The organism is Arthrobacter sp. 147(2020), assembly GCF_013116715.1.
Lineage (GTDB): Bacteria > Actinomycetota > Actinomycetes > Actinomycetales > Micrococcaceae > Arthrobacter_D.
On sequence record NZ_JABFOM010000004.1, the window covers coordinates 25201 to 48023 of the forward strand.

At 60.2% G+C, this 22823-nt stretch carries 18 protein-coding genes; 10 read left to right on the forward strand and 8 right to left on the reverse strand.

Translation table 11 applies throughout. The features are described 5' to 3' along the window. Positions 1–120: 120 nt before the first annotated feature. The 3 genes from HMI58_RS04540 (at position 121) to HMI58_RS04550 (ending at position 3752) form a co-directional block, all read left to right on the forward strand. Positions 121–1779, forward strand: a complete 1659-nt coding sequence (locus HMI58_RS04540) for a DNRLRE domain-containing protein (protein WP_171618295.1) — start codon at positions 121–123, stop codon at positions 1777–1779. A gap of 213 nt (positions 1780–1992) precedes the next feature. After that, entirely contained in the window at positions 1993–2919 is a 927-nt protein-coding gene (locus tag HMI58_RS04545; protein ID WP_171618296.1) for a hypothetical protein, read from the forward strand. 170 nt (positions 2920–3089) lie between these two features. Further along, complete coding sequence (locus HMI58_RS04550; protein WP_171618297.1) at positions 3090–3752, forward strand: hypothetical protein; 663 nt, start codon at positions 3090–3092, stop codon at positions 3750–3752. 60 nt (positions 3753–3812) lie between these two features. On the opposite strand, the gene HMI58_RS04555 is transcribed toward HMI58_RS04550, so the two are convergent. Beyond that, positions 3813–4664, reverse strand: a complete 852-nt coding sequence (locus tag HMI58_RS04555) for a sulfotransferase (RefSeq protein WP_171618298.1) — start codon at positions 4662–4664, stop codon at positions 3813–3815. 216 nt (positions 4665–4880) lie between these two features. On the opposite strand from HMI58_RS04555, the gene HMI58_RS04560 reads away from it, so the two are divergent. From HMI58_RS04560 to cysC, 3 genes are all read left to right on the forward strand, one after another. Then, complete coding sequence (locus HMI58_RS04560; protein WP_318779133.1) at positions 4881–5789, forward strand: sulfotransferase; 909 nt, start codon at positions 4881–4883, stop codon at positions 5787–5789. 105 nt (positions 5790–5894) lie between these two features. Beyond that, positions 5895–7022, forward strand: coding sequence for a sulfite exporter TauE/SafE family protein (locus tag HMI58_RS04565; protein ID WP_225667892.1), 1128 nt, complete (start codon positions 5895–5897; stop codon positions 7020–7022). After that, the gene (gene cysC / locus HMI58_RS04570; RefSeq protein WP_171618300.1) at positions 7019–8335 is read left to right on the forward strand and encodes an adenylyl-sulfate kinase; all 1317 of its coding nucleotides are present in this window, start codon (positions 7019–7021) and stop codon (positions 8333–8335) included. The genes HMI58_RS04565 and cysC overlap by 4 nt, the downstream gene beginning before the upstream one ends. Before the next feature lie 22 nt (positions 8336–8357). On the opposite strand, the gene cysN is transcribed toward cysC, so the two are convergent. The 3 genes from cysN to HMI58_RS04585 are packed head-to-tail and all read right to left on the reverse strand — an operon-like array spanning position 8358 to position 11341. After that, positions 8358–9608 carry a sulfate adenylyltransferase subunit CysN gene (gene cysN / locus HMI58_RS04575; RefSeq protein ID WP_171618301.1) on the reverse strand — a complete coding sequence of 417 codons (1251 nt, stop codon included), beginning with the start codon at positions 9606–9608 and terminating at the stop codon, positions 8358–8360. Continuing rightward, on the reverse strand, positions 9608–10528 hold the full coding sequence (gene cysD / locus HMI58_RS04580; RefSeq protein ID WP_171618302.1) for a sulfate adenylyltransferase subunit CysD: 921 nt from the start codon (positions 10526–10528) through the stop codon (positions 9608–9610). The genes cysN and cysD overlap by 1 nt, the downstream gene beginning before the upstream one ends. Before the next feature lie 39 nt (positions 10529–10567). Then, a complete protein-coding gene (locus tag HMI58_RS04585) occupies positions 10568–11341 on the reverse strand; it encodes a 3'(2'),5'-bisphosphate nucleotidase CysQ (RefSeq protein WP_171618303.1) in 774 nt (257 codons plus the stop codon). Positions 11342–12147: 806 nt separating this feature from the next. On the opposite strand from HMI58_RS04585, the gene pssD reads away from it, so the two are divergent. Continuing rightward, positions 12148–12597, forward strand: coding sequence for a PssD/Cps14F family polysaccharide biosynthesis glycosyltransferase (gene pssD, locus HMI58_RS04590; RefSeq protein ID WP_171618304.1), 450 nt, complete (start codon positions 12148–12150; stop codon positions 12595–12597). Positions 12598–13247: 650 nt separating this feature from the next. On the opposite strand, the gene mfd is transcribed toward pssD, so the two are convergent. Continuing rightward, positions 13248–16871, reverse strand: a complete 3624-nt coding sequence (mfd, locus tag HMI58_RS04600) for a transcription-repair coupling factor (RefSeq protein WP_171618306.1) — start codon at positions 16869–16871, stop codon at positions 13248–13250. 216 nt (positions 16872–17087) lie between these two features. Here mfd and HMI58_RS04605 point away from each other — a divergent pair, with 216 nt between their 5' ends. The 3 genes from HMI58_RS04605 to nhaA are packed head-to-tail and all read left to right on the forward strand — an operon-like array spanning position 17088 to position 19231. Then, positions 17088–17591 (forward strand): DUF2505 domain-containing protein, encoded by a 504-nt coding sequence (locus HMI58_RS04605; protein ID WP_171586377.1) that lies wholly within the window; start codon positions 17088–17090, stop codon positions 17589–17591. Between the two features lie 12 nt (positions 17592–17603). Then, positions 17604–17825, forward strand: a complete 222-nt coding sequence (locus tag HMI58_RS04610; RefSeq protein ID WP_171586378.1) for a hypothetical protein — start codon at positions 17604–17606, stop codon at positions 17823–17825. 53 nt (positions 17826–17878) lie between these two features. Next, entirely contained in the window at positions 17879–19231 is a 1353-nt protein-coding gene (nhaA, locus tag HMI58_RS04615; RefSeq protein WP_171618307.1) for a Na+/H+ antiporter NhaA, read from the forward strand. Here nhaA and sufU read toward each other — a convergent pair. The 3 genes from sufU to HMI58_RS04630 all read right to left on the reverse strand — a co-directional run bounded on the left by sufU (position 19228) and on the right by HMI58_RS04630 (position 22575). Continuing rightward, positions 19228–19698, reverse strand: a complete 471-nt coding sequence (gene sufU / locus HMI58_RS04620) for a Fe-S cluster assembly sulfur transfer protein SufU (protein ID WP_171618308.1) — start codon at positions 19696–19698, stop codon at positions 19228–19230. The two genes, nhaA and sufU, sit on opposite strands and share 4 nt — an antisense overlap. Then, positions 19698–20996 carry a SufS family cysteine desulfurase gene (locus HMI58_RS04625; RefSeq protein ID WP_225667891.1) on the reverse strand — a complete coding sequence of 433 codons (1299 nt, stop codon included), beginning with the start codon at positions 20994–20996 and terminating at the stop codon, positions 19698–19700. Before HMI58_RS04625 ends, sufU begins: the two co-directional genes overlap by 1 nt. Positions 20997–21078: 82 nt before the next feature. Beyond that, complete coding sequence (locus HMI58_RS04630; protein ID WP_225667890.1) at positions 21079–22575, reverse strand: sugar transferase; 1497 nt, start codon at positions 22573–22575, stop codon at positions 21079–21081. Positions 22576–22823: the final 248 nt, after the last annotated feature.

Here is a 22823-nt window from a genome sequence, read left to right on the forward strand (position 1 = left end):
TCAGGCCCGCGGTTTCTCTTGTCAAGAGAGTATTGTTACGATCTGGTCACCATCACCTATCAAAATGGTGCTTCGACTTGCTAGCTGGGGACAGGTAAGCAGCCGAATTGGAGTCTACCCATGGTGAACATCACCAAAAAAACAACTAGATCGATGCGTGGGTTGCGTGCAGCCTCACGACTTTCCAGGCGAGACAGCATCCGGCCCTTGACTGCCGCCGGTGCAATCGCCGTTCTTGCGTCCACAATGTTGGTCGCGGGAACAGCAGCCCAGGCTGCCACGACGTCTGCAAGCACCGCTGACGCCTACACCATTTCAACGATGCCAAATGAGAACCGTGGCGATTCTGACAAGATCGCCGTGGGACTGGATGCTCAGGACCAAAAAACGGGCTATCTAAAATTTGACCAGTTCACCTACCCTGGCCCCAGCGATGAAGTCGAGCTCGAACTCTCGCTCACTGGCGGGGAGCCAGGAGAGTTGATGATCCACCAGATCACTTCGGACTGGACCGAGCAGGCCATTACCTCCGCCAAAGCTCCGGTGGAGGGTTCCCTTGTCGGTCGAACAACCGTATCGGGGGGGTCGGGCACGGTCAGAATACCTCTGAATAACCTTCAGCTTTCAGACGGCGCCTTATCGCTGTCGCTGACCCGCGACGGCGAAGGCGTGAGCCGGATAGCCTCCCGGGAGCTTGGCTATGAGAAAGCACCCAAAGTTGTCGTGAGCGGGGAGACAGAGCAGCCCGCGCCCCAGCCAACACCTCCTCCGGCTCCTGTACAGCCGCCGGCGCCAGCCCCGCCGACCGCCGACCCGAGCTGCAGCGTTTCAGCGAAGCTGGTACCTAGTTGTGGGAGCTGGTTCGGTGCAAGCGCAAACCCGCTAGGTGGGGAAAGCTGGGACACCGCACTCACCGACTTCGAACAGACCGTGGGCCGAACGATGGACATCGCACACTACTACAAGCGCGGACAGAGTGCCCTATTCCCTAGCAGCGGCGAGTTGCGCCGCCAAGACGAGGCAGGCAAGAATCGGATCCTTTTCTACAATTGGAAGCCAGTCGGTCTCACCTGGCGTCAGGTCGCGGACGGCGCCGCAGACGGCTACCTCCGGGATCTTGCCTCTCACATGAATGACAACGCGCAGAAGGCCTTTTTCCTCTCACTCAACGCTGAGATGGAAGACATGGTGAATCAGACCCCTGGTTCCGGCCAGACAGCATCTGATTTCAGCGACTTCTTCCGTCATGTGGTTCAGGTGTTACGCGCCAACGGTGTGAACAACGTCGTCACTGTGGTGAATTACATGGGGATCGAGAAGTGGGGGGAGATGCCCTGGTTCAACGAGCTCTACCCCGGCAACGATGTCGTTGACTGGATTGCTCAAGACCCCTACGCCTTCGGTAAGCCGCCGGTCTGGCTGACTGACTTTGAGGGAATGGTCAACCGTACCAATGGAGGCTGGCCCGGTTTCTACAACTGGGCAGCGACGAATTTTCCTGACAAGCCACAGATGTTGGCAGAGTGGGGTGTAGACGAGGATCCGAACTACCCAGAATACAAGACCGATTTCTTCGAAAGTGCGAACGGCCAGCTGGCCCAGCATCCGAAAATCAAGGCTTTGGTCTACTGGAATTCTTCGGGTTTTGACAAAAATGGGAATCCAATATTGGTTGGCGAAACACGTGCCGACTCTAAGCCAAGCACTCTCTCGGCGTTCAGGAGCTTTGTTGACAGTGATAGTTTGACTGCACCTCGCGAGAGCTACTTCGGGGAATGATCCTCGCTCGTTGAGACGGGTGGGGCCGCTAGCCACTATTGCGGTCCCACCTGATGCTTTTCCTGGGAGCTGCGGTTAGGATCGAAATCTGGGCCGAGGGGGCGAGTGATGAGATTGGGACGAACTGTTGCGATCGGCGTAGCCATTTCTTTGCTGGCAACCTCGTGCAGCGCACCCGAAGAGTCTCCGGCACCGTGTCGGATACTCTTCGGCGTGGCAGCGAATCCTGTTCCCGGCGAGAAATGGGATGCGGCGCTCATCAAGTTCGAGGAATCCGCGAACAGAAGTGTAGATATTGTTCATTACTACAAGCGTGGACAGGAAGATCTCTTTCCAAACGAGAACGAACTTCTCAGGAGGGATGAGCCGGGCCAACCGCGAACCCTTTTCTATAACTGGAAACCTGACGGTCTAACGTGGCGCCAAGTCGCAGATGGGGCCGCTGACCCCTACCTGACGGATTTGGGGAAGCACTTGCAACGGTACGCCGATCAGCCCTTTTTTCTCTCTCTTAATGCGGAGATGGAGGACGAGGTCGATGAAACTGTCGGTTCGGGTCAGACTGCGGACGACTTTCACGACTTCTTTCGCCACACGGTGGAAGTGCTGTCACGCGACAATCCAGTCAATATGACCACAGTGATGAACTACACGGGTAGCCAGAAATGGGCGGAAATGCCTTGGTTTGAAAATCTCTACCCCGGCAGCGACGTTGTCGACTGGATCGCCCAAGATCCGTATGCCTTTGATCTGGAGGCAACCCCCGATCTCCTGAGCCTGGTGAACCAGACCGACGGCGGGCGTTGGCCGGGGTTTTACAACTGGGCCGCAGCCACCTACCCGGACCGACCCCAAATGCTCGCCGAGTGGGGTGTCAATGACTCGGCTGACCTCCCAGAGGCGAAAGCAGCATTCTTCGATTCGGCAGAGGAACAATTAGCGAGGTTACCCAAATTGAGGGCACTCGTCTATTGGGATCATTCAGGCGTGGACGCCAGTGGGACACCTTTGCCAGTGGGTCGCACGAGTGTCAGCACATCCCCAGAGTCACTCGCAGCTTTTCAACGGTTCGTCGGTGGACCAACCCTTAGTGAGAACCGGATTTGCCCGATCAGGAGTTCGCTCAAGCCGACAGAATGACCTCTATACCTTGCGCGTGCACTCGGTTAGGATAACTTCACCTGTACCCCTACGGGATACTTGCAGTCTCCGCCGGAAGGCCACGCATGAATCGCTCCGTCCGTTTCCTTACCGTCGCCATCGCCATAACGTTGACCGGTTGCTCTGGCGCACCGTCACCGGAGCCCTCGGTGAGCGACGCCGTCCCCGAGAGTCCGGTGACGTCCTCTCAGTCTTCAGGCGAACCGGATACGACTGGTTCTTCAGGCGAACCAAGCTTTTCACCTCCAGTTTCACAGCCGGCCCCAGATGCTTCAGCGTCCGCCGGATCTGATTCCGAAACCGAGGAACCAGGTCCTGAACCCACGGCCGGCTCCGAAGCGACACCGGCCGTGCCGACCGGCCTCAACGACCGTGGCAATCTGGAAGAAAGCGTTGGTGAGGTGAGCATCTTTCAGGCGGAATCCGGCACGGAATTTGCGGCCCTGGAAGCCGAGGAGATCCAGACCGATTTTCAGTGCACTGGGGCTGCCGCTCAAGAAAGCGTCAACGGTCAGTTCGTTGCCATCAGCTTTTCCGTGGCGGCGCAGCCAGAACTGGCAGAATCGGGGTGGCCCTCCCTCTACATATCTGCGCGTGAATTCAGGGCGTGGGACGCCGATGATGAACCAGTCCCCGACCCGGTCGGTAGCAGCGCTGGCTGCGTAGAACCGGACGAATTACTGCCGAGTCCGGTCGAACCGGGGGAGGATTTGAAAGGCCTGATCATTCTCGATGTGCCCACAGGGAGCGGCTCCGCAGCGTTTACCGTCGGTGGCTTTGAAGGATCGTACGGCTGGGAGTGGGAATGGTGAGGGCTTCTGCCAGCCTTCACCAGTCTCCGTAGCAAAGCTGCCCAGCCTTCCCGCTTCACGCTAACACCAGGACAGAGGGTGCCCAAGCATCTCAGCAAGTCGTCTGTTCGACTCGTCGAACTCGGCATCGAGCCGGTTCCTGATCGATTCAGGCATGGCCGAACTCGGTCGGGAGTTCGCACGGATCGACTCTTGGGGAAACCAATGGGGCAGCTCAAGAAAGCCAAGCAGCTCGGACCATTGGGGCAACCCCGGGGATAGGAAGATCTCTGAATCCAGAACCATCACATTGTTGCGGCCAACTGCCGAGAACAGCCGTTCCAGCTGGGTTGCATAGAGACCACGTCCCACGTAGGCGTGATGCTGGTGGGAAAAGGACTGATACCCAGGATCTGCGATGATGCGCTCATGTTCGCCAGCGAGCCGTTCCGGTTCAGCATCCAGCGCGGCCTCAAACGAGAGGGTCTCAAATCCTCGACCAGTTTCTTGCTTGAATGCCGAATAGGCGCGTTCAACAGGGTCCCGCAGCAGCACGATCACTTTGGCTTCGGGTAATTCGGCGGAGATCCGTGAGCCAGCAAGCGGATGATACAGGTAATAGGGGCTGGCTTCACCCGTGATTGCTTGCTGACCTCTCGTGGCACGCATCAATGGAAAGTGCGCGGCATAAAACTTGGGCCCTCGCCGGAACCTATCTGCGGTGTCGAAATAATGGATGCCCTTGGTGACCCGCGGCGGGTGCACATTCGGGTGGCCAGCCAACAAGCGGAAAAGGCTGGTCGTACCGCATCGTTGGGCGCCCGCGATCAAGAAGCCTGGCCGCATTCTGTGCCCAGGGGTTATCTGGCCGACACCGGTCAGGGCCGACCGCAAACCGCGTCGCCCCAACGTCCTCATTGCGCTGTTCACCATGCGACTATCCCCCTCGTGAATGCCCGTCTCGGCTGTGCTAATCAGTTTTATCAGCGGGGACTGTGAAAGTACACCTTCAGATCTAGGTGCTGGGATGACCCCACCACTTAGACGCACACGGCCCCGGTGGTGGATCGGTCTGGTCTGCTCTTGCGCCGCTCAGGAGGCTCTCATAGCATCAGCAGCAGGTAGAACACCAAACCAGGGGGCAAACCAGTGGCTATTGATGACCACTCAAGTGAGAGCACTCACCAAGGACGATGCCCCATCTTGGTCACAGGAGTGCCTCGTTCGGGCACCACATGGCTTGCCCGTGAGCTTGCCGGCGCCCCGGGGACTGCTTTAGCGGGACGTGAACCCATGAACCCCAGGGGGTCGCAGTACGGTCTTGGGGGTACGTTGCGGGAGTGGGCGAGACTCGAGGAGTTCAGTCCGCGCCAGGCTCGTCTACTGCGCTCTGCCTACCGCGGGCTGAATCCGTTTGTCTACAGCCGCTATGGACAGCGGCAATGGGCGGCAGGGTGGCCGTGGACCCGAATGATCATGAAAGATCCCTTTGCGATGCTGTCGCTGCCGGCGGTCGTATCAACGACCATGGCACGTCCGGTCTTGATCTATCGCCACCCTGGCGCGGTGCTCTCGAGTTACCGGCGAATGAAATGGACAGCGGATCTGGACGAAGTGCGTCGGGTGATCGCCCCTTCGATCGAGGACTTTGGCACCAGCTCTAGTTCTGGAGACCATCGGGACGTCTTAGAGATGGCACTTTTTTGGGCAATGCTGAATCAGCAAGCGCTGGCCGACATGGAGTCCTTGCCCGGGTCACTCGTGATCTCCCACGAGGAACTTGCTTCCGGCGGTTCGAATGCGATGTGCCGGCTCTACGAACTGTGTGGACTGCGATGGGACGGGCACACAAGAGACAAAGACAGGAAACATCGGGGCCTCGGCCGACGCAGCCCGAAAGCCAACGCGCTTCACAATCTTCACCGGCCTCCCCAGGAAGTGGCCGGTGAATGGCGGTCCCGACTGACCAATGCCGAGGTGTCCATCCTTGACGGAGTTGCTGGAGAAACCCTTCTCAATCTGGATTCAAAACGGTCGGTTCTTACTGGAAGCGGATGAAATTGTTCCCCCAATTGTCGCCATCAGGAAAAATTCTTCGCTGAGCCCACTGGATTTGTGCCGCGACAATGACCAGAGATATCACCCCGGCGGTAAAATCTCTGGTTGGACCGTCGACTTTTTTGCCTCTTCCTCAATTCGTTGTCGCCAAGACATTTGACCGAGAACGGGTTTTTCTGGGGTCGGCAACGATTAGTGTTCATTTTTGCTTTCGCAACCAATGAGGTTGTGGCACAATCATTTTCCATGGACCTAACCATGGTTGTCGCCGCATTCGGCGTGGGGATCGTAGTCGGATTGACGGGCATGGGCGGGGGCGCTCTCATGACGCCCATTCTGGTTCTTTTTTTCAATGTTCCGCCCCTGACAGCAGTTTCAAGTGACCTCATGGCGAGCGCCGTGATGAAACCGGTCGGGTCGGCCGTTCACCTGCGTCGGGGCACCGTGAACCTTCAATTGGTCAAATGGTTAGCCATAGGCTCCATCCCATCTGCGTTCTGCGGAGTATTGATCCTCAAGGCCCTCGGTGACGAACAGAGTGTTCAGGCGGGTATCAAGCTGGCCCTCGGCATAGCCCTCATGATTACAGCAGTACTTCTTGTGGTCAGGGCGTACATGAGATTGGTGGAACGGGCGCGAACACGGAGCGGAGCAGGATCGAAGCTGCCGCAGGGGCGGCCCGAGGTCACTCCACGGGTTATACCGACACTTCTCCTGGGAGCGGTCGGAGGCCTGATTGTGGGCTTGACCTCGGTCGGTTCCGGCTCGATCGTCATCATCGGACTCATGATGATCTATCCCGGGTTGAAGGCCAGCCAGTTGGTCGGGACTGACCTGTTGCAGGCAGTGCCCATGGTTGCTGCTGCTGCTGTGGGGCACATGCTTTTCGGGTCACTGGACCTCGGAATTGCATTGCCCCTCATCGTCGGCAGTATTCCTGGCGTATATCTCGGGGCGCAGATGTCGTCGCGCCTCAGCGGGGGGTTCGTGCGCCGGGCTCTGGCGTTCGTTTTGTTGGCCTCCGCCCTCAAGATGCTCGGCGTGGACAACGTCACGACTGGCGTGATTCTTGTGGCGGCACTACTGGTGGCCCCTGTCCTCTGGATGTACCTGCGACGGCGTTATGGTTTTCCAGCCCTGGCTTGGACCGAGAAACGACAGCGTTCGGAGGCCCGCAAACTCGCCGCTGCGGCTGCTGCGGTAAACGACCCTGATCAAGGTAACCAAAGATGAACATAACCGCCGGACACACACATTTTATCGAACCCACTCAGGCCCTGGATGGATCGATGCTGGATGAACTTGAATTACTATTGGGAGGATTGTACGGGCCGGCCAACGGCTACTGCCTTCCGGGTCAGTTGCCAGCTGGTTGGCCCACGGAGTTCACCCTCGCAGTCCCCGAGGCTATCGCTCAGGACGCACTTCAGCGCGGCGCCCTCCTGATCACAGATCCGGACGGCACCCCGTTGGCCAAACTCACCGTCACGGATGTACAGCATTCCTCATCGGGAGCCTTCCTCGCTGGCAGCATCAGCAAGCTACAACCCGCCGAACATCCACCAGTGCGGAATCTTCGCGTCACGGGGCCGCTGGCCCGATCCGGAGCTGGTGGCCCACAAAGAATTCTTGTTGCGGCTTTCGCCAACCCGCCACAGGCCGACCAGATAGCTCTCACCATGTCTACTGCGCGGGAAGCCGACTGTGATCTCCTCCTGCTCGCCGTGGTTGACAGCAACCAGACCGGAACCCGATTCGTCCAGGAAATGCTTGACAGCCTCAAACTTTGTGCGGATCAAATCCCCAACGCCAGCGTGCGTCTTTTGGTCCTTCCCGCAGATAAGGATTCTGACGGGACACGCGCCCCTTTGTTGCGGCGCTACGTCCTCGACCGCGTCGAGGCGGACGTGGTCCTCGACTTCACTACCCGGGTAGCCGAACGGACTCCCCCGCCTGCCTCCCAGGAGCGCGGGCTCGTCGTTCTATTCACCGGGTTCTCCGGCTCAGGAAAATCAACCCTGGCGCGAGAGTTGGTAGAACGCCTTCGGATAGTTGACAGTCGGTCTACAACCCTCCTAGATGGGGACTCCGTGCGCAGGATGCTGTCCTCGGGGTTGGGTTTCTCCCGCGCCGATCGCGAGATGAACGTTCGACGAATCGGATGGGTTGCTTCTCAAATCGCAGGCGCGGGCGGTATCGCGGTGTGCGCTCCGATAGCTCCCTATGATTCAACGCGTCAAGAAATTCGCGACATGGCTGAATTGGTCGGCGATTTCCTCCTCGTCCATGTCTCCACCCCATTGGCCATCTGCGAACAACGGGACCGTAAGGGTCTATACGCTAAAGCACGTGCTGGGCTGATCAACGAGTTCACGGGAATTGATTCACCCTACGAGATCCCCACCGATCCCGACCGCTGCTCGATAGATACTTCATCTGTAGCAGTCGAAGACGGCGTCACTCGAGTATTGGAGGCCATAAGCCTCCTCCGCCCTCCCCCTGCTGGCGGGCCGAATGCCGCAGGGCGGCAGATCCTCACACGCTAAGGATCTGCCACCATACAACGGATCAGTCGGCTCCGACAATCATTCCAGCCCCCACCGTGCTGTTGCTGAACTCATCGATCAGAACAAAGCCGCCTGTTTGGCGATTGCGGCGGTATTCGTCGGCGAGCAGAGGCGACGTCGTGCGGAGGCGAACCCGGCCTATCTCATTCAGCTTCAGATCATCCACGCCGGAGTTCCGATGCAGAGTGTTGATGTTGAGTTCGTAATGCAGTTCCTTGACGAGCGCCCGGGCGTTCCGGGTCGTGTGCTTGATCGCCAATTTATGGCCTGCGCGAAGCGGCTTGTCACTCATCCAGCAGACCATTGCATCGATGTCCTGTGAAACGGTGGGCTGGTTGTTCGCCCTGCAGATCATGTCCCCACGGGAGATGTCCACGTCGTCTTCCAGCCGGACCACAACGGACATCGGTGCATACGCCTCAGCTAAGGGGCCATCGGCCGTCTCGATTGATGCAATCCGCGAGGGCAACCCGCTCGGCAGGACCAGTACGTCGTCCCCCGGCCTCATCACGCCGCCCGCAACTTGACCGGCGTATCCACGGTAGTCGTGGTTGCGGTTCTGATGCGGACGGATGACGTATTGAACGGGGAAGCGCACATCCACCAGGTTTCGATCGCTTGCAATGTGAATGTTTTCAAGGTGGTGCATGAGGGATGGCCCCTCATACCACGGCATGTTGCTCGATCGTGTTACTACGTTGTCACCCTTCAGCGCGGATACCGGAATCACCGCGAGATCAGTGATGTCGAGCTTCGCCGCAAACTCTACAAACTCGGCATGGATCGACTCGTAGACTTCCTCCGACCAGCCCACCAGGTCCATTTTGTTGATTGCAAGCACCAGATGGGGAACGCGGAGTAGCGAGACCAGAAAGGCATGCCGCCTGCTTTGTTCCACCAGACCTTTGCGAGCATCCACCAGGACAATGGCCACATCAGCGGTAGAGGCGCCGGTGACCATATTGCGCGTGTACTGGGTATGGCCAGGGGTATCAGCGATGATGAATTTGCGTTTCGGCGTTGCGAAGTACCGATACGCCACATCAATGGTGATTCCCTGCTCCCGTTCGGCGCGGAGACCATCCGTTAGCAGGGCAAGATCCGTGTACTCATCTCCCCGGTCCCTGCTGGTCCGCTCGATTGATTCCAGCTGATCGCTGAAGATGGATTTGGAATCGTACAGCATGCGGCCGATCAGGGTGCTCTTACCGTCATCCACTGACCCCGCCGTAGCAAAGCGCAAAAGATCCATCAGAAATACCCTTCCTTCTTGCGGTCTTCCATGGCCGCCTCGCTTACCTGGTCGTCGCCTCGTGTCGCACCTCGTTCAGTGATCCTCGTTGTCGCTACTTCCGCAACAATCTGGTCAGCCGTCGCTGCGTCCGATCTGACCGCTGCGGTGAGGCTGGCGTCACCCACCGTGCGATAACGTACCGTCTCAGTGAAAACCTTCTCGCTGGCGTGCGGTTTACAGAAGCGGTGAACCCCAAACAACATCCCATTCCGTTCGAATACCTCACGTCGGTGGGCATAGTAGATCGATGGCACTTTGATTCCCTCGTGAGCGATGTAGCTCCAGATGTCCAGTTCGGTCCAGTTGGAGATCGGAAAGACCCGGATGCTCTCGCCGACCTGCACTTTGGCGTTGTAAAGGTTCCACAGTTCTGGTCGCTGATTCTTTGGGTCCCACTGCCCAAATTCGTCACGAAAAGAGAAGACCCTCTCCTTTGCTCGTGCCTTCTCTTCATCCCTGCGTGCGCCACCCATTAGCGCGTTGAAACCGTTCTTTTCGGCAGTTTCCAGCAAAACAGGCGTCTGAATTCGGTTTCTGGATCCGTTGGGCTCCTCCTGAACGAGGCCGCGATTTATAGCTTCCTGCACCGATCCAACAACAAGATTTACTCCTATCCGTTTGACCATTTCATCTCTAAATTCCAAGACTTCGTCGAAGTTATGGCCTGTGTCGACATGCAAGACTGGAAAAGGCACGGGTGCCGGGGCGAACGCCTTGACCGCTAAATGCAACATAACGATGGAATCTTTTCCTCCCGAGAACAATAGTGCGGGGTGCTCCAACTCCGCCGCCACCTCACGAATAATAAAGATCGCTTCAGACTCCAAGGCTTTCAACTGCGTGAGGTTATACCGAGGGCCTTCATCGTTCTGAGCCATAGCGCACTTCCCATCTTTTGAGACCATTTATTGACGTATCTAAATTAGAGTTTTTAATTCCTTGACCAAGAAATCCGCCAGGTTCGGACGGCAAATCAGAAGATCGGGCAAGTAGGGATCCCGCTGGTTATATTCGAGGGGTGACCCATCAACGCGGCTGGTGTGGAATCCCCTGCTGTGTGCCACGATCACCGGTGCAGCTGAATCCCACTCATACTGCCCACCCGCATGCACATAAGCATCAACCTCACCCCGCACCACAGCACAGGCTTTATACCCGGCTGATCCCATTGGAACCAACTCCGCATGCGTGGATTCGGCGAGTGCATTGACAATAGATGGGGGCCTGCTTCGCGAGACGGCGATTCTCATCCGACCCTTATATGTGCTTTCTTCAACAACTCTCGGGCTGCTATCTAGAATCACTCCATGACCAGGCAACGCCACCGCTCCAACCGAGAGTTTGCCTCCTTGCCACAGGGCGACATGAACCGCCCAATCAGTTCGACCTTCTGAAAACTCTCGTGTTCCATCCAGCGGATCAATGATCCAAACCCGATCCGATTGCAACCTCACTAGGTTGTCGGCGGCTTCTTCCGATAGAACTGCATCTGTAGGCCGATGATGGTCCAGAGCCGCGCTGATCAAGAGCTGGGATTCGGCGTCTCCTTGAGTTTTGAGTTGTTCCGGGGTTAGTTGGCGGTCCACTGCTGTTCGCTGGAGTTCGAGAAGCATCTCCGACGCTGCACCTGCCAGCTTGACGGCCAGATGTAGATCAGTAGCACCCGAGCCTGGCTCTGATGTCAGATTCATGACACCTCACCTACGTAGGTCTGGTTGTGGCCGAGTCCATCGTCGATCACCGAGGAACAAACTCTTCCCCGCGGCTGATCAACTTCGGGTCGGACCCGTCGAGGTGGAACACCGCTTGCACCGATGAACCGGAAAGTGCTCACCGAGCAGACTTCCTGACGCACCCCAGATGATCGTTCGTGAGAGACCGCAGCATGGAGACCCTTAATACTGTCGTGACGAATGGTTCCTAGAAGAATAGAAAGACCACAGGTCCCACGCACGCGTAACGCCTACCCGCCGTTGACCTTCCCAGTACTTGCCTTTTGACGAAACGACACCTGACGATCCACGGTATTCACGCGAGTATGTGTAGATCTACACGGGAATTGAGAACGGACTACTTCCTACCAGACAGTTAATCAATAGTCGGAAGTCATTTTTCCGCGCCCCTAAACGCTGGTTCTTTGACGACCTTCAGTTGCAGTTGGCTCAGGAATCTTGAGCATCGCATCTCAGGTCTGACCCAGGAATGCTGATAGCCGCTGCATTTCGGATGGTCTCCCACCCCCGGACCTGGTTCGAGGGTCTACCCTGCGCGATGGTCCGCCGACTCGATACTCTGACCGTCGTGTCGCTGATATTCCTGGCGGACTTGCCTTCGTGGGTAGTACCTGGATGAAGTTCAAGTAGGCGGTACTCGTGTCCTGAACCACCCGCTCCCCTAGGCTGCTATCCATTGTTCCGGTAGTGACTCCGAAGCTTTGCACTTCGGGCGTACGCCATGTTTAATCCGTCGCGGGGTAGATCCCAGGGAGGAAGAATTGATGAAAATTTTGCTTGTAACCTCCGCAGGAGGTCACCTAGCGCAGTTGCTCCCATTAGACGATTGGTGGCGTACCCACGCACGATCCTGGGTTACTTTCCGACGCCCCGAGGTGGAGGCAGCTTTAGCAGAGGAAGATGTCACCTGGTGCTATTTCCCCACTACCCGAAACATTCCCAATGCTTTTAGGAACCTTTTGTTGGCATGGCCTACGTTGAAGCGGATTAGACCCGATGTGGTCGTATCAGTCGGTGCCGGCGTTAGCGTTCCGTTCTTCCTTATCGCGAGAATGCTCCAGATTCATACGGTATACATCGAGTGCTTCGACAGGATAACGATGCCTACCCTGAGCGGCAGACTATGCTACCCGCTCTCCGACCTGTTTTGCGTGCAGTGGGAAGAACAAATGCAGTACTACCCAGATGCGATCAATATCGGACCAATACTATGAGCGGGTTTCTCACCCAACCACAGGTGGTGGTATCGCTGGGCACGGATCACCATAGATTCGACAGACTTGTCGATTGGATCGACGAATGGCTCGCCTCAACACCGTCAGCCCCGAGTTGCCTAGTGCAGCATGGTGCGAGTCGCGCCCCCCGCTATGCAGAAGGGATAACACGGATGCCGCGACAAGAACTGTTAGAGCTGTACCGTCGCGCAACGGTGGTGGTGGTTCAAGGCGGCCCAGGGTCCATTCTGGATGCCCGCGAAGTAGGCCACATACCCATCGCCGTGCCGCGTAGACCTGAACTTCACGAGGTTGTCGATAGGCATCAACTTGCCTTTTCAGACACCATGGCCAGATATGGGAACGCAAGGGTGGTAGACACCTGTGAGGCGCTTTCGGAAGCTATGGACAGCGCTTTTCGACAGCCGGAATCCATGCGGACCGCTCCCCGCCTTTCTGGGGCAAAAACAGCGGCGATGAAGCTTGACGAAGCCATTTGCCAACTCGAACTAAGCGGGCACAAACCCGTCGCCCTCCGACGGATTAAGCAGATGGCGATTCGACGCCACTAGCCAGAACGCATACTGCTCCCTCCTGTCGTCCCAGTGGGGGTCAAAGAATGGGATAGGTCTATACAATCCTGCAGACCTCTAGTCCGTGAAGATCGCGTCCACCACGTTCTGCGCCCAGGTGAGGATGTCGGCGTCGGACAGGTCCCTGCCGCCCACCGGCGAGGTCTTCGGTTTCGGGATCAGTGCAGCGTTCAGCGCCGGTTTCAGTGACGACCCCGGGTACATGCGCTTGAGCCGCATCTCCTTCGATTCCGGCAGCTTCGCTGGCGCAAACTTGATGAAGTTTCCCTGCAGCGCAACATCGGTCAGGCCAGCGGCACGCGCCGCCACCCGGAACCGCGCGACCGCAATGAGGTTGACCACCGGGGCGGGAGGCTCCCCGTACCGGTCGCCCAGTTCCTCCACCACGGCGTCGATGGCCTCGTAGGTAATCGCTGAGGCCAGTTTGCGGTAGGCCTCCAGGCGCAGCCGCTCCCCCGGCACGTAGTCGTGGGGCAGGTGGGCGTTGACCGGCAGCTCGATCTTCATCTCCGCTGCCTTCTCCTCCGCATCACCCCGGAAGTCCGCGACCGCTTCACCGACGAGCCGGATGTACAGGTCGAAACCCACCCCCTGGATGTGGCCCGACTGTTCCCCGCCCAGCATGTTGCCTGCACCGCGGATCTCGAGGTCCTTCAACGCGAGCTGCATGCCGGCGCCAAGCTCGTTATGGGAGGCGACGGCCTTCAGCCGCTCCAGGGCCACCTCGCCCAACGGTTTCTCGGAGGGGTAGAGGAAGTAGGCGTAGGCGCGTTCGCGCCCGCGCCCCACCCTGCCGCGGAGCTGGTGCAGCTGGGACAGGCCGTAGTTGTCGGCCCGGTCGACGATCAGGGTGTTGGCGTTGGAGATGTCCAGCCCTGTTTCGATGATGGTGGTGCACACCAGGACGTCGAAGCGTTTCTCCCAGAAGTCAACGATGATCTGTTCCAGCCGGGATTCGCTCATCTGGCCGTGCGCGACGGCGACCCGCGCCTCGGGCACCAGTTCTTTCAGGTGCGCAGCGGTCCGGTCGATCGACGACACCCGGTTGTGGACGAAGAACACCTGCCCCTCGCGCATCAGTTCGCGCCGCACGGCCGCTGAGGTCTGCTTGTCCGTGTAGGGGCCAACATAGGTGAGCACCGGGTGCCGTTCCTCGGGCGGGGTGGCCAGGGTCGAGGTTTCCCGGATGCCGGTCAGCGACATTTCGAGGGTTCGGGGAATCGGGGTAGCACTCATTGCAAGCACGTCCACGTTGGTGCGCATCTTCTTCAGCGCTTCCTTGTGTTCCACTCCGAACCGCTGTTCCTCGTCGACGATGACCAGGCCCAGGTCCTTGAACTGGACCTGGTTGGACAGCAGCCGGTGGGTGCCGATGACGACGTCGACGGCGCCGGAACCAATCCCCTCGGTGGTCTCCCGCGATTCCTTGGCGCTCTGGAACCGGGACAGCGGTTTGACCCGCACCGGGAAGCCGGAGAACCGTTCGGAGAAGGTCTCGTAGTGCTGTTGCACCAGCAGCGTGGTCGGCACCAGGACGGCGACCTGCTTGCCGTCCTGGACGGCCTTGAACGCCGCCCGTACCGCAATCTCGGTCTTGCCGTAGCCGACGTCGCCGGAGACCAGCCGGTCCATCGGCACCTCGCGCTCCATATCCGCCTTGACCTCGTTGATGGTGGTCAGCTGGTCGGGGGTCTCGATGTAGGGGAACGCCTCCTCCAGCTCGCGCTGCCAGGGGGTGTCGGCGGAGAAGGCGAAGCCGCGCGATGCCATCCGGGCCGAGTAGAGCCGGATCAGTTCCCCGGCGATCTCCTTGACCGCCTTGCGCGCCCTGGACTTGGTGCTCGCCCAGTCGGATCCGCCCATCTTGCTGAGCGCCGGGGCATCCCCGCCTACATACCGGGTGACCTGGTCGAGCTGGTCAGTGGGGACAAACAGCCGGTCGCCCGGAGCGCCACGCTTGGAGGGCGCGTACTCGAGCACGAGGTATTCACGGATGGTCTTGGTGGGTCCCGCGCCGGTGGCACGCTGCAGCAATTCGACGAAGCGCGCCACACCGTGCTGCTCGTGCACCACGTAGTCGCCCTCACGGAGCTGCAACGGATCAACGGCATTGCGCCGTTTGGAGGGCATCTTGCGCATATCGCGGGTACCGGAGGCGGTGGTCCGGCCCAACAGGTCAGCCTCGGTCAGCAGCCCGAGCTTGAGTGAGTCGAGGACGAAACCCCTGCCCGCTGACGCCGTCGTGATTTCGATGATCCCCGGCTGCGGTGGTGACTCTAGTGAGTCCACCCGGGCCGCCGGAATGTCGTGGTCGTGGAACAGTTCCGCGAGGCGCGCGGCCGGACCGGGGCCCTCGGTGGCGACGACCACCCGCCATTGGTCGCGCACGCGGCCACCCAGGAAGTCCATCATTTCGGCCACGTCGCCCTGGTAGCCGCGGGGCTCCCGCGCCCGCACCGTGAAGGCGTCGATCTCGGGCAGGAATTCCTGCAGCGACTCGTCGGAGCCGAAGGAGGTGATAGACCACCAGGCGACCTGGTTCGCGAGCGCCGCCGAGCGGGTATCGGTCAGGGACCTGAAGCTCGCCGTCTGCAGGTCGGCGCCGAGTGCGCCGCCGAGGTCGAGCGGTGCAGCGCCGCCCTCGGACGCCGTCGACCAGGCCGCCTCAAGGAATTCCTCGTTGGTGGCGGCCAGATCGTGGGCCCGGGTCCGCACCTTCTCGGGCTCGATGATGACGGCGATTGATCCGGCGGGCAGCTCGCCGACCAGGGGCACCATCGCATCGACCAGTACCGGGGCGAGCGACTCCATTCCCTCCACAGCAATACCGCCGGCGATCTTTTCCAGCATGGCAGCGGCAGCGGGCAGGTCCGCCTTGAGCTTGGCAGCGCGGGACATCACCGACGGGGTGATCAGGATTTCCCGGCAGGGCGGCGCGAACAGCATGGCTGGCTGACCGTCCTCCTCGCGGGCCAGCGAGCGCTGGTCGGCGACGGCGAACCAGCGCATCGCTTCGACCTCGTCGCCGAAGAATTCAATCCGCAACGGGTGGTCCTCGGTGGGCGGGAACACGTCGATGATCCCACCGCGCACCGCGAACTCGCCCCGATGGGTGACCATGTCTACGCGCGCGTAGGCGGCGTCGGACAGCGCCCGGACCACGTCGGTGAATTCGGCGTCCTGTCCCACCCTGAGGGTCACCGGCTGCAGTTCTCCGAGCCCCGCGACCAGGGGCTGGACGACGGCCCGGATGGGCGCGACGATCACCCGCACCGGTGACCCCTCCGGGTGGGCGAGGCGGCGCAGGACTGACAGCCGGCGGCCGACGGTGTCTGACCGGGGCGAGAGGCGTTCGTGGGGCAGCGTCTCCCAGCTGGGGAACTCCTCGATGTCGGCGATGGGCAGATAGCTCCGGAGTGCCGCGGCGAGGTCTTCGGCCTCCCGGCCGGTGGCGGTGACGGCGAGCACTACCGGTGCACTGGTGTCCTTCGCGGCGTTCGCCCCGGATGCTATTGAGGACAGGCCATCCACCATTTCGGCCAGCAGGGCTGCCCGCAGGCCGGCCGGTGCGCCGATCTGCAGGTCGGTGTTCCGGTCAACGACTCCGTGCGAGGCATTCGTCCTCACCCGGGCGAACGATGTGTCCTCGATCAGTGCGGCGCGCAGTCCGTTCAGGCTCAATGGTTCTCCTCGAGGGTCCGACAGTTTTCGGGGATAACGTTGGCCGCGGTAGGCGGCTCCAACCGGTTTATCCAGCACAAAAGCCCGAAATTCTGTCGAATTCCGGGGATACTCCAAGCCTACCCTGCGGGACCCACCCGGCGGCCCGGGAAGGCCCTAGGATGGGTGGGACGCAAATCGCATTCCACCCCACCGCCCATCCATCACGGAGGAACCTTGGCACTGAACGCTTCGACCACCCTGCCCTACGACGCCGCTACAGTGACGGGCGTCTTCACCGACGAGGCTTTCCTGAAGCACGTCAGCGAGAAGGTAGGGGGCACCCTGAAGTCAGTCACCGTCGACGGCGACACCTCCGCCGCCTTCACCCTTACCGCCGTCCGGACGCTTCCCACGAAGCGTCTCCCCGACATGGTGCGGAAGTTCGTCGGCGAGTCCCTCACCGTCACCCAGACGGAACACTGGGCTGCACCGGCTACCGATGGCTCCCGGACCGCCAAGGTCACCATGACCGTCGCAGGCGTGCCGGTCACCGTTGACGCCGAACAGCGTCTGGTCGCGGCCGGCACCGACACCCGGGTGGACCTCACCGGGACCGTCAGCTCGTCGATCCCCTTCATGGGGTCGAAGATCGCGTCGGCGGCTGAACCCATGATCGGCAAGGCACTGAACCTCCAGGCCACCGAGGCACGCAAGTGGCTCGAGAGCCACCAGGGCTAAGGAGTCATCGCTGTGTCGCTTCCTACCCCCCTGGCCCTGATCCTCATCCTTGCCGGCGTCTGGACCCTGATCGTCTGGCCGCCTTTCCTGCGCCGGATCTTCAAGGACCCACGTTCCAAAGACGAGTCGGGTGCACCTACCCGGTTCCTCAAGGTGCACTTTATGCTGATTACCACCTCAATGATCCTGGGCGTAGCCACCCTCGTGATCGGCGTCCGCGCCCTGGTTGGCTAAAGCATCGACGTGGATATCAGTATCGAATTGGCGAAATCAGAGAAGGTCGCACCGTGAGCAACAACCAGGAACCCCAGGCCCCGAAGCGGGTCCTCGAACGGTCGAGCTACCCGGAGTACCTGCGGCTCAATGAGATTCTCCGCAAGGAAACGGTCGGCGGCATCCTGCTGCTGATCGCCGCCGTCGCTGCCCTCATCTGGGCCAATTCGCCCGCTTCGGCAAGCTATTTCGCGATTCGGGATTTCGAGTTCGGATACGAACCCTGGCATCTGCGGCTGAGCGTCGGCGCCTGGGCAGCGGACGGGCTGCTCGCGATCTTCTTTTTCCTGGTGGGCCTCGAACTGAAACGTGAGTTCGTCGCCGGGGACCTGCGCAAGTTCAGCCGGGCGGTGGTGCCGGTAACTGCTGCTGCCGGCGGCGTACTGGTGCCCGCCCTGTTCTACGTCATCGTCAACCTGTCCTCCCCCGAGTCCCTGCGGGGGTGGGCCATCCCGACGGCGACCGACATCGCCTTCGCCCTGGCCGTCCTGGCTGTGATCAGCTCCCACCTCCCCAGCGCACTGCGGGTATTCCTGCTGACCCTCGCCGTCGTGGATGACCTCATCGCGATTGCCATCATCGCCTTCTTCTACTCCGACGACGTCGAGTTCACCTACCTGCTTTTCATGCTGGTGCCCCTGGCGCTTTTCGGTTTTCTGGCGCAGAAGAACCCCAAGTACTTCGGCCGCCACACCCCTGCGGCCTGGCTGATCCTGCTCCCGATTGGTATCGCCACCTGGATCCTGATGCACGCCTCCGGCGTCCACGCCACTGTCGCCGGTGTCCTGCTCGGCTTCCTCGTGCCGGTTCTCCGCAAGGCCAAAGACGGCACAGTGAAGATGCCGCGGCCCAACAAACCAGGACTGGCCGAGATCTTCGAGCATCGCTTCCGCCCACTGTCCACCGGATTCGCTGTCCCGGTGTTCGCGTTCTTCTCGGCGGGTGTGGCCGTCGGCGGCACCGAAGGGCTGATGTCGGCGCTCGGGGACACCGTCACCCTCGGCATTATCGCGGGACTGGTGCTCGGTAAACCGATCGGGATCCTGCTGACCACCTTCGTGCTCACCAAAACGACCCGCGCCAACCTTGACCCTGATCTGCGCTGGATTGACCTGCTGGGAGTGGGCATGCTGGCAGGGGTTGGCTTTACGGTGTCCCTGCTGGTCAATGACCTCAGTTTCGCGCAGGGAACCGAGCACAACGACCACGCGAAGGTCGCCATTCTCGGCGCCTCCCTGATCGCCGCCCTCGCCGCCACAGTGATCCTCCGGAGCCGGAACAAGCACTACCGCCGCGTCGAGGAAGCCGAACGGGTGGACGCGGACAACGACGGCGTGCCCGACCTCTTCGAGGAGCCGGACCGCTAGGGCAGGTCCCTGACCGACGTGTTAGCCGCGAGCAGGGCTTCCTCCAGTGCCACCCAGGCCAACATGGCGCACTTGACCCGCGCCGGGTACTTGGAGACTCCGGCGAGAGCAGCCGCGTCCCCAAGGACCTCCTCGTCCGCGGGGACTCGACCCCGCGAACGCATCACAGTCCGGAACTCGTCTACGAGGTCCATCACCGTGTCACGGTCCTCACCAACCACCAGATCGGTCAGGACTGAGGCTGACGACATGGAAATCGCGCATCCGGCCCCGTCCCAGCTGACACTTTTAAGAGTGCCGTCGACCAGGACGGCCCGCAATGTGATCTCATCGCCGCACACTGGGTTCAACTGGTGGGATTCGCCCTGGTTGCCGGCGCCGTCATGGTCCAGCAGGCCCGCACCGTGGCGCTCCTTCGCATGGTCAAGGATGATCTGTTGGTAGAGCTGCTGCAGGTCGTCGGACATTACTTCACTCCAAAGAACGGGCGGACACCGGCGACGGCTGCCAGGAAGGCATCCACCTCATCGCTGGTGTTGTACAGGTAGGTGCTGGCGCGTGTGGTGGCCGTGAGGCCGAGCCTGCGGTGCAGCGGCTGCGCACAGTGGTGGCCAACCCGGACGGCGATGCCCGCGTGGTCAAGATACTGGCCGACGTCGTGGGCGTGGACACCGTCGACGTCGAACGCGGCCAGTCCGATCCGCTCCGTCCCGGCTGCGGGTCCGAGCACCCGGATGCCCGGGAGCTGGCTGAGTCCTTCCACCAGTTGGCGGCCCAGGGTTTCCTCCCAGTCCTGCACCCGGTGCATTCCGGTTTCGGTCAGGTAATTTGCTGCAGCCGCCATGGCGATGGCCTGGGAAATCCGTTGTGTCCCGGCCTCGAAGCGCGCTGGAGCCTCGAGGTATTCAGCGCGTTCCATTGTCACCGTGGTGATCATCGATCCGCCTGTGAGGAAGGGCGGCATCGCGTTGAGTAACTCACCCCTGCCGTACAGTGCCCCGATCCCGGTGGGTCCGAGCATCTTGTGCCCGGAGAAGGCCATGAAGTCGATGCCCAACGCGTGCACGTCGACCGGCAGATGGGGCACCGACTGGCATGCGTCGAGGACTGTCAGCGCGCCGTGCTGGCGCGCCATCGCGACGAGTTCCGCAACCGGGTTGATGGTTCCGAGCACGTTTGATGCATGGGTGAAGGCGACCACCCTGGTGGCGGGGCCGATGATGGCGGCCGCGTCTTCGAGCCGAAGCGCGCCGTCGTCGTCTACGGGTATCCAGCGCAGCGTGGCACCGGTGCGGGCGGCGAGCTCCTGCCAGGGAATCAGGTTGGCGTGGTGCTCCATTTCGGTCACCACGATCTCGTCTCCAGGGCCCAGCACGAACCGCTCAGCGGCGGGTCCTCCCCGTCCAGCTGACGCATTTGAGAAGGAGTATGCCACCAGGTTCAGCGCTTCGGTGGCGTTAGAGGTCCACACAATCTCGTTTACTCCAGCGCCGACGAAGGCGGCAATGGTTTCCCGGGCCGCCTCGTAGGCATCAGTAGCCTCCACGGCAAGCGTATGTGCCCCGCGGTGGACGGCTGAATTTCGCTGTTCGTAGAACTCCTGTTCCGCTTCCAGGACGGTCAGCGGGTTCTGGGAAGTGGCGCCGGAGTCAAGGTAGACGAGCGGACGGGAGTTTACCTCTGTACCCAGGATCGGGAAATCGTTGCGGATCCGCTGCACCTCGGTATTGTTCAGGGGGTGAAGCGGAGCAGAAGGAATGGGCAAATGATTCTCCTCAGTGGTTACACGGGGCCCCTATACTCTACGCGCCCCGAGAACCACCGGCTGCTCCCGTTGTCTGGCAAGGCTAATACGCGCCAACGGGCTGGACCATGACCTTGAAGGTCCGCCACATAATCATCAAGTCCCCAGTTACAGACCAGTTCTCCACGTAGTAGAGATCGAGGCGAACGCTCTCGTCCCATCCGAGATCGGATCTTCCACTAATCTGCCAGAGACCAGTGAGGCCCGGCTTAATGAATAGGCGCCGGTGGGTGTGTCCGGCGTAATCAGATACCTCACTAGGCAATGGTGGACGTGGCCCGACCAACGCCATGTCCCCGCGAAGCACATTGAAAAGCTGAGGAAATTCATCAATGGAGTACCTTCGCAGCCAACGTCCAACGCGAGTGACCCGGGGGTCGTTATGCATTTTGAAAAGAAGTCCACTACCCTCGTTGCGGTCCCGGAGCTCGGCCAGGTCGGCCTCCGCAGTGACGACCATCGTTCTGAATTTGTACATGGAGAATTCAGCGGACCCCCGTCCAACACGATTCTGCTTGAAAATTACCGGTCCCGGACTGTCGCGTCGAATGATCAAAGCCACAATGGCAAACAGGGGGGCGAGAACGATGAGTGCGGAGAGAGAAACCGCCACATCCATCATCCTTTTGACGACGTGCCTTCCCCCTGTAAATTGAGGCATCTCCACGTGCATAAGTGGTAGACCTTCAACTGGCCGCATCTGGATCCTTGGACCCGCCACATTGGTCAATGTTGACGCGAGGACCAGCTCTGTCGCTGTCCGTTCCAAACGCCAGCCGAGCTCACGAATATACTTGCTTCCCTTATGGAGGTGGCCAGCAACAATTACTGCATCCGCTCCTGTGTCGGCAACTAACTTTTCTACCTTGCCCAGACCAAAGACCACCGGAACTCGCCGGCTGCCAGCTTGAATGCTCTGTGACCGATCTCTGCCCTCCAGCACAGTCCCGACGACGTCGTACACTGCCCCTGTCTTTTTGGCTAGTTGACCGACCACGTACTCGACGTCATCGTGGCGTCCCACAACAATGACCTTAGATAGGAACAACCCAAATTCGCGCTGGCGCATCAGCCAGTTTCGCCACACCCATCGACTCAGGAGTAAGCCGATGAGTCCAGCGGGAAGCATGATCAGAAGAAAATTGCGAAAGTCCTGCAACTCGAAAAGCACAACCGCAACCGCGAGCAAGCTAAAGGTCGCTGTGCTGGCCTGAATGATGCGTTTGTACTCGGAAACCCCGATACCGATCAACCGAGGGTCCCTGGTTCTGAACATCGAGAGCATGACCAGCCAGCCAACACCGATCGCGACAGCGGAAGTTAGTATCCCGGTTGGGGCGGCCCCGCCTACCGGGTTCTTCAGAATCCAGTCGGTGCTGATGACCACGGAAGAAAGTACAACGAGAGTGTCCGTGACCCGCAAGGAAACCTGATATCGTCTCCGCCAAGGCACACCAGAGACTGCAGCAGCCCGGGCGCGGGCTCGGGCGCGGGTGGATCGGAATGGAAACGATACGGCCTGTTCTTGAGCCTGATACATGTCACGCTACCGATGGACGGCCCGCACAGGAGTGCAGGCCGTCCACCATGGAAGGAGCCGACGACGGCTGGGGACGAGCCTTGGTCTCGGAAGGCTCCGACATCGCCGGCTCCGCTGAGGGAGGACGGGTTCGGGAGCACGGGTCTGACGGAACTGGACCAGACCGCTCCCGGGTCCAGAACGGAATCTTGGGGCCATACCTGGCCACCATTCCATCGCCCAGTACTGGTGGGAAACTGACTACTTCA

Bases quoted from the DNA above. Each gene is read 5' to 3' on its own strand.
- sufU (WP_171618308.1), bottom strand. From the start codon at position 19,698: ATGTCCGACGACCTGCAGCAGCTCTACCAACAGATCATCCTTGACCAT.
- cysN (WP_171618301.1), bottom strand. From the start codon at position 9,608: ATGGATCTTTTGCGCTTTGCTACGGCGGGGTCAGTGGATGACGGTAAG.
- pssD (WP_171618304.1), top strand. From the start codon at position 12,148: ATGAAAATTTTGCTTGTAACCTCCGCAGGAGGTCACCTAGCGCAGTTG.
- HMI58_RS04585 (WP_171618303.1), bottom strand. From the start codon at position 11,341: ATGAATCTGACATCAGAGCCAGGCTCGGGTGCTACTGATCTACATCTG.
- cysD (WP_171618302.1), bottom strand. From the start codon at position 10,528: ATGGCTCAGAACGATGAAGGCCCTCGGTATAACCTCACGCAGTTGAAA.
- HMI58_RS04555 (WP_171618298.1), bottom strand. From the start codon at position 4,664: ATGGTGAACAGCGCAATGAGGACGTTGGGGCGACGCGGTTTGCGGTCG.
- cysC (WP_171618300.1), top strand. From the start codon at position 7,019: ATGAACATAACCGCCGGACACACACATTTTATCGAACCCACTCAGGCC.
- HMI58_RS04630 (WP_225667890.1), bottom strand. From the start codon at position 22,575: ATGTATCAGGCTCAAGAACAGGCCGTATCGTTTCCATTCCGATCCACC.
- HMI58_RS04540 (WP_171618295.1), top strand. From the start codon at position 121: ATGGTGAACATCACCAAAAAAACAACTAGATCGATGCGTGGGTTGCGT.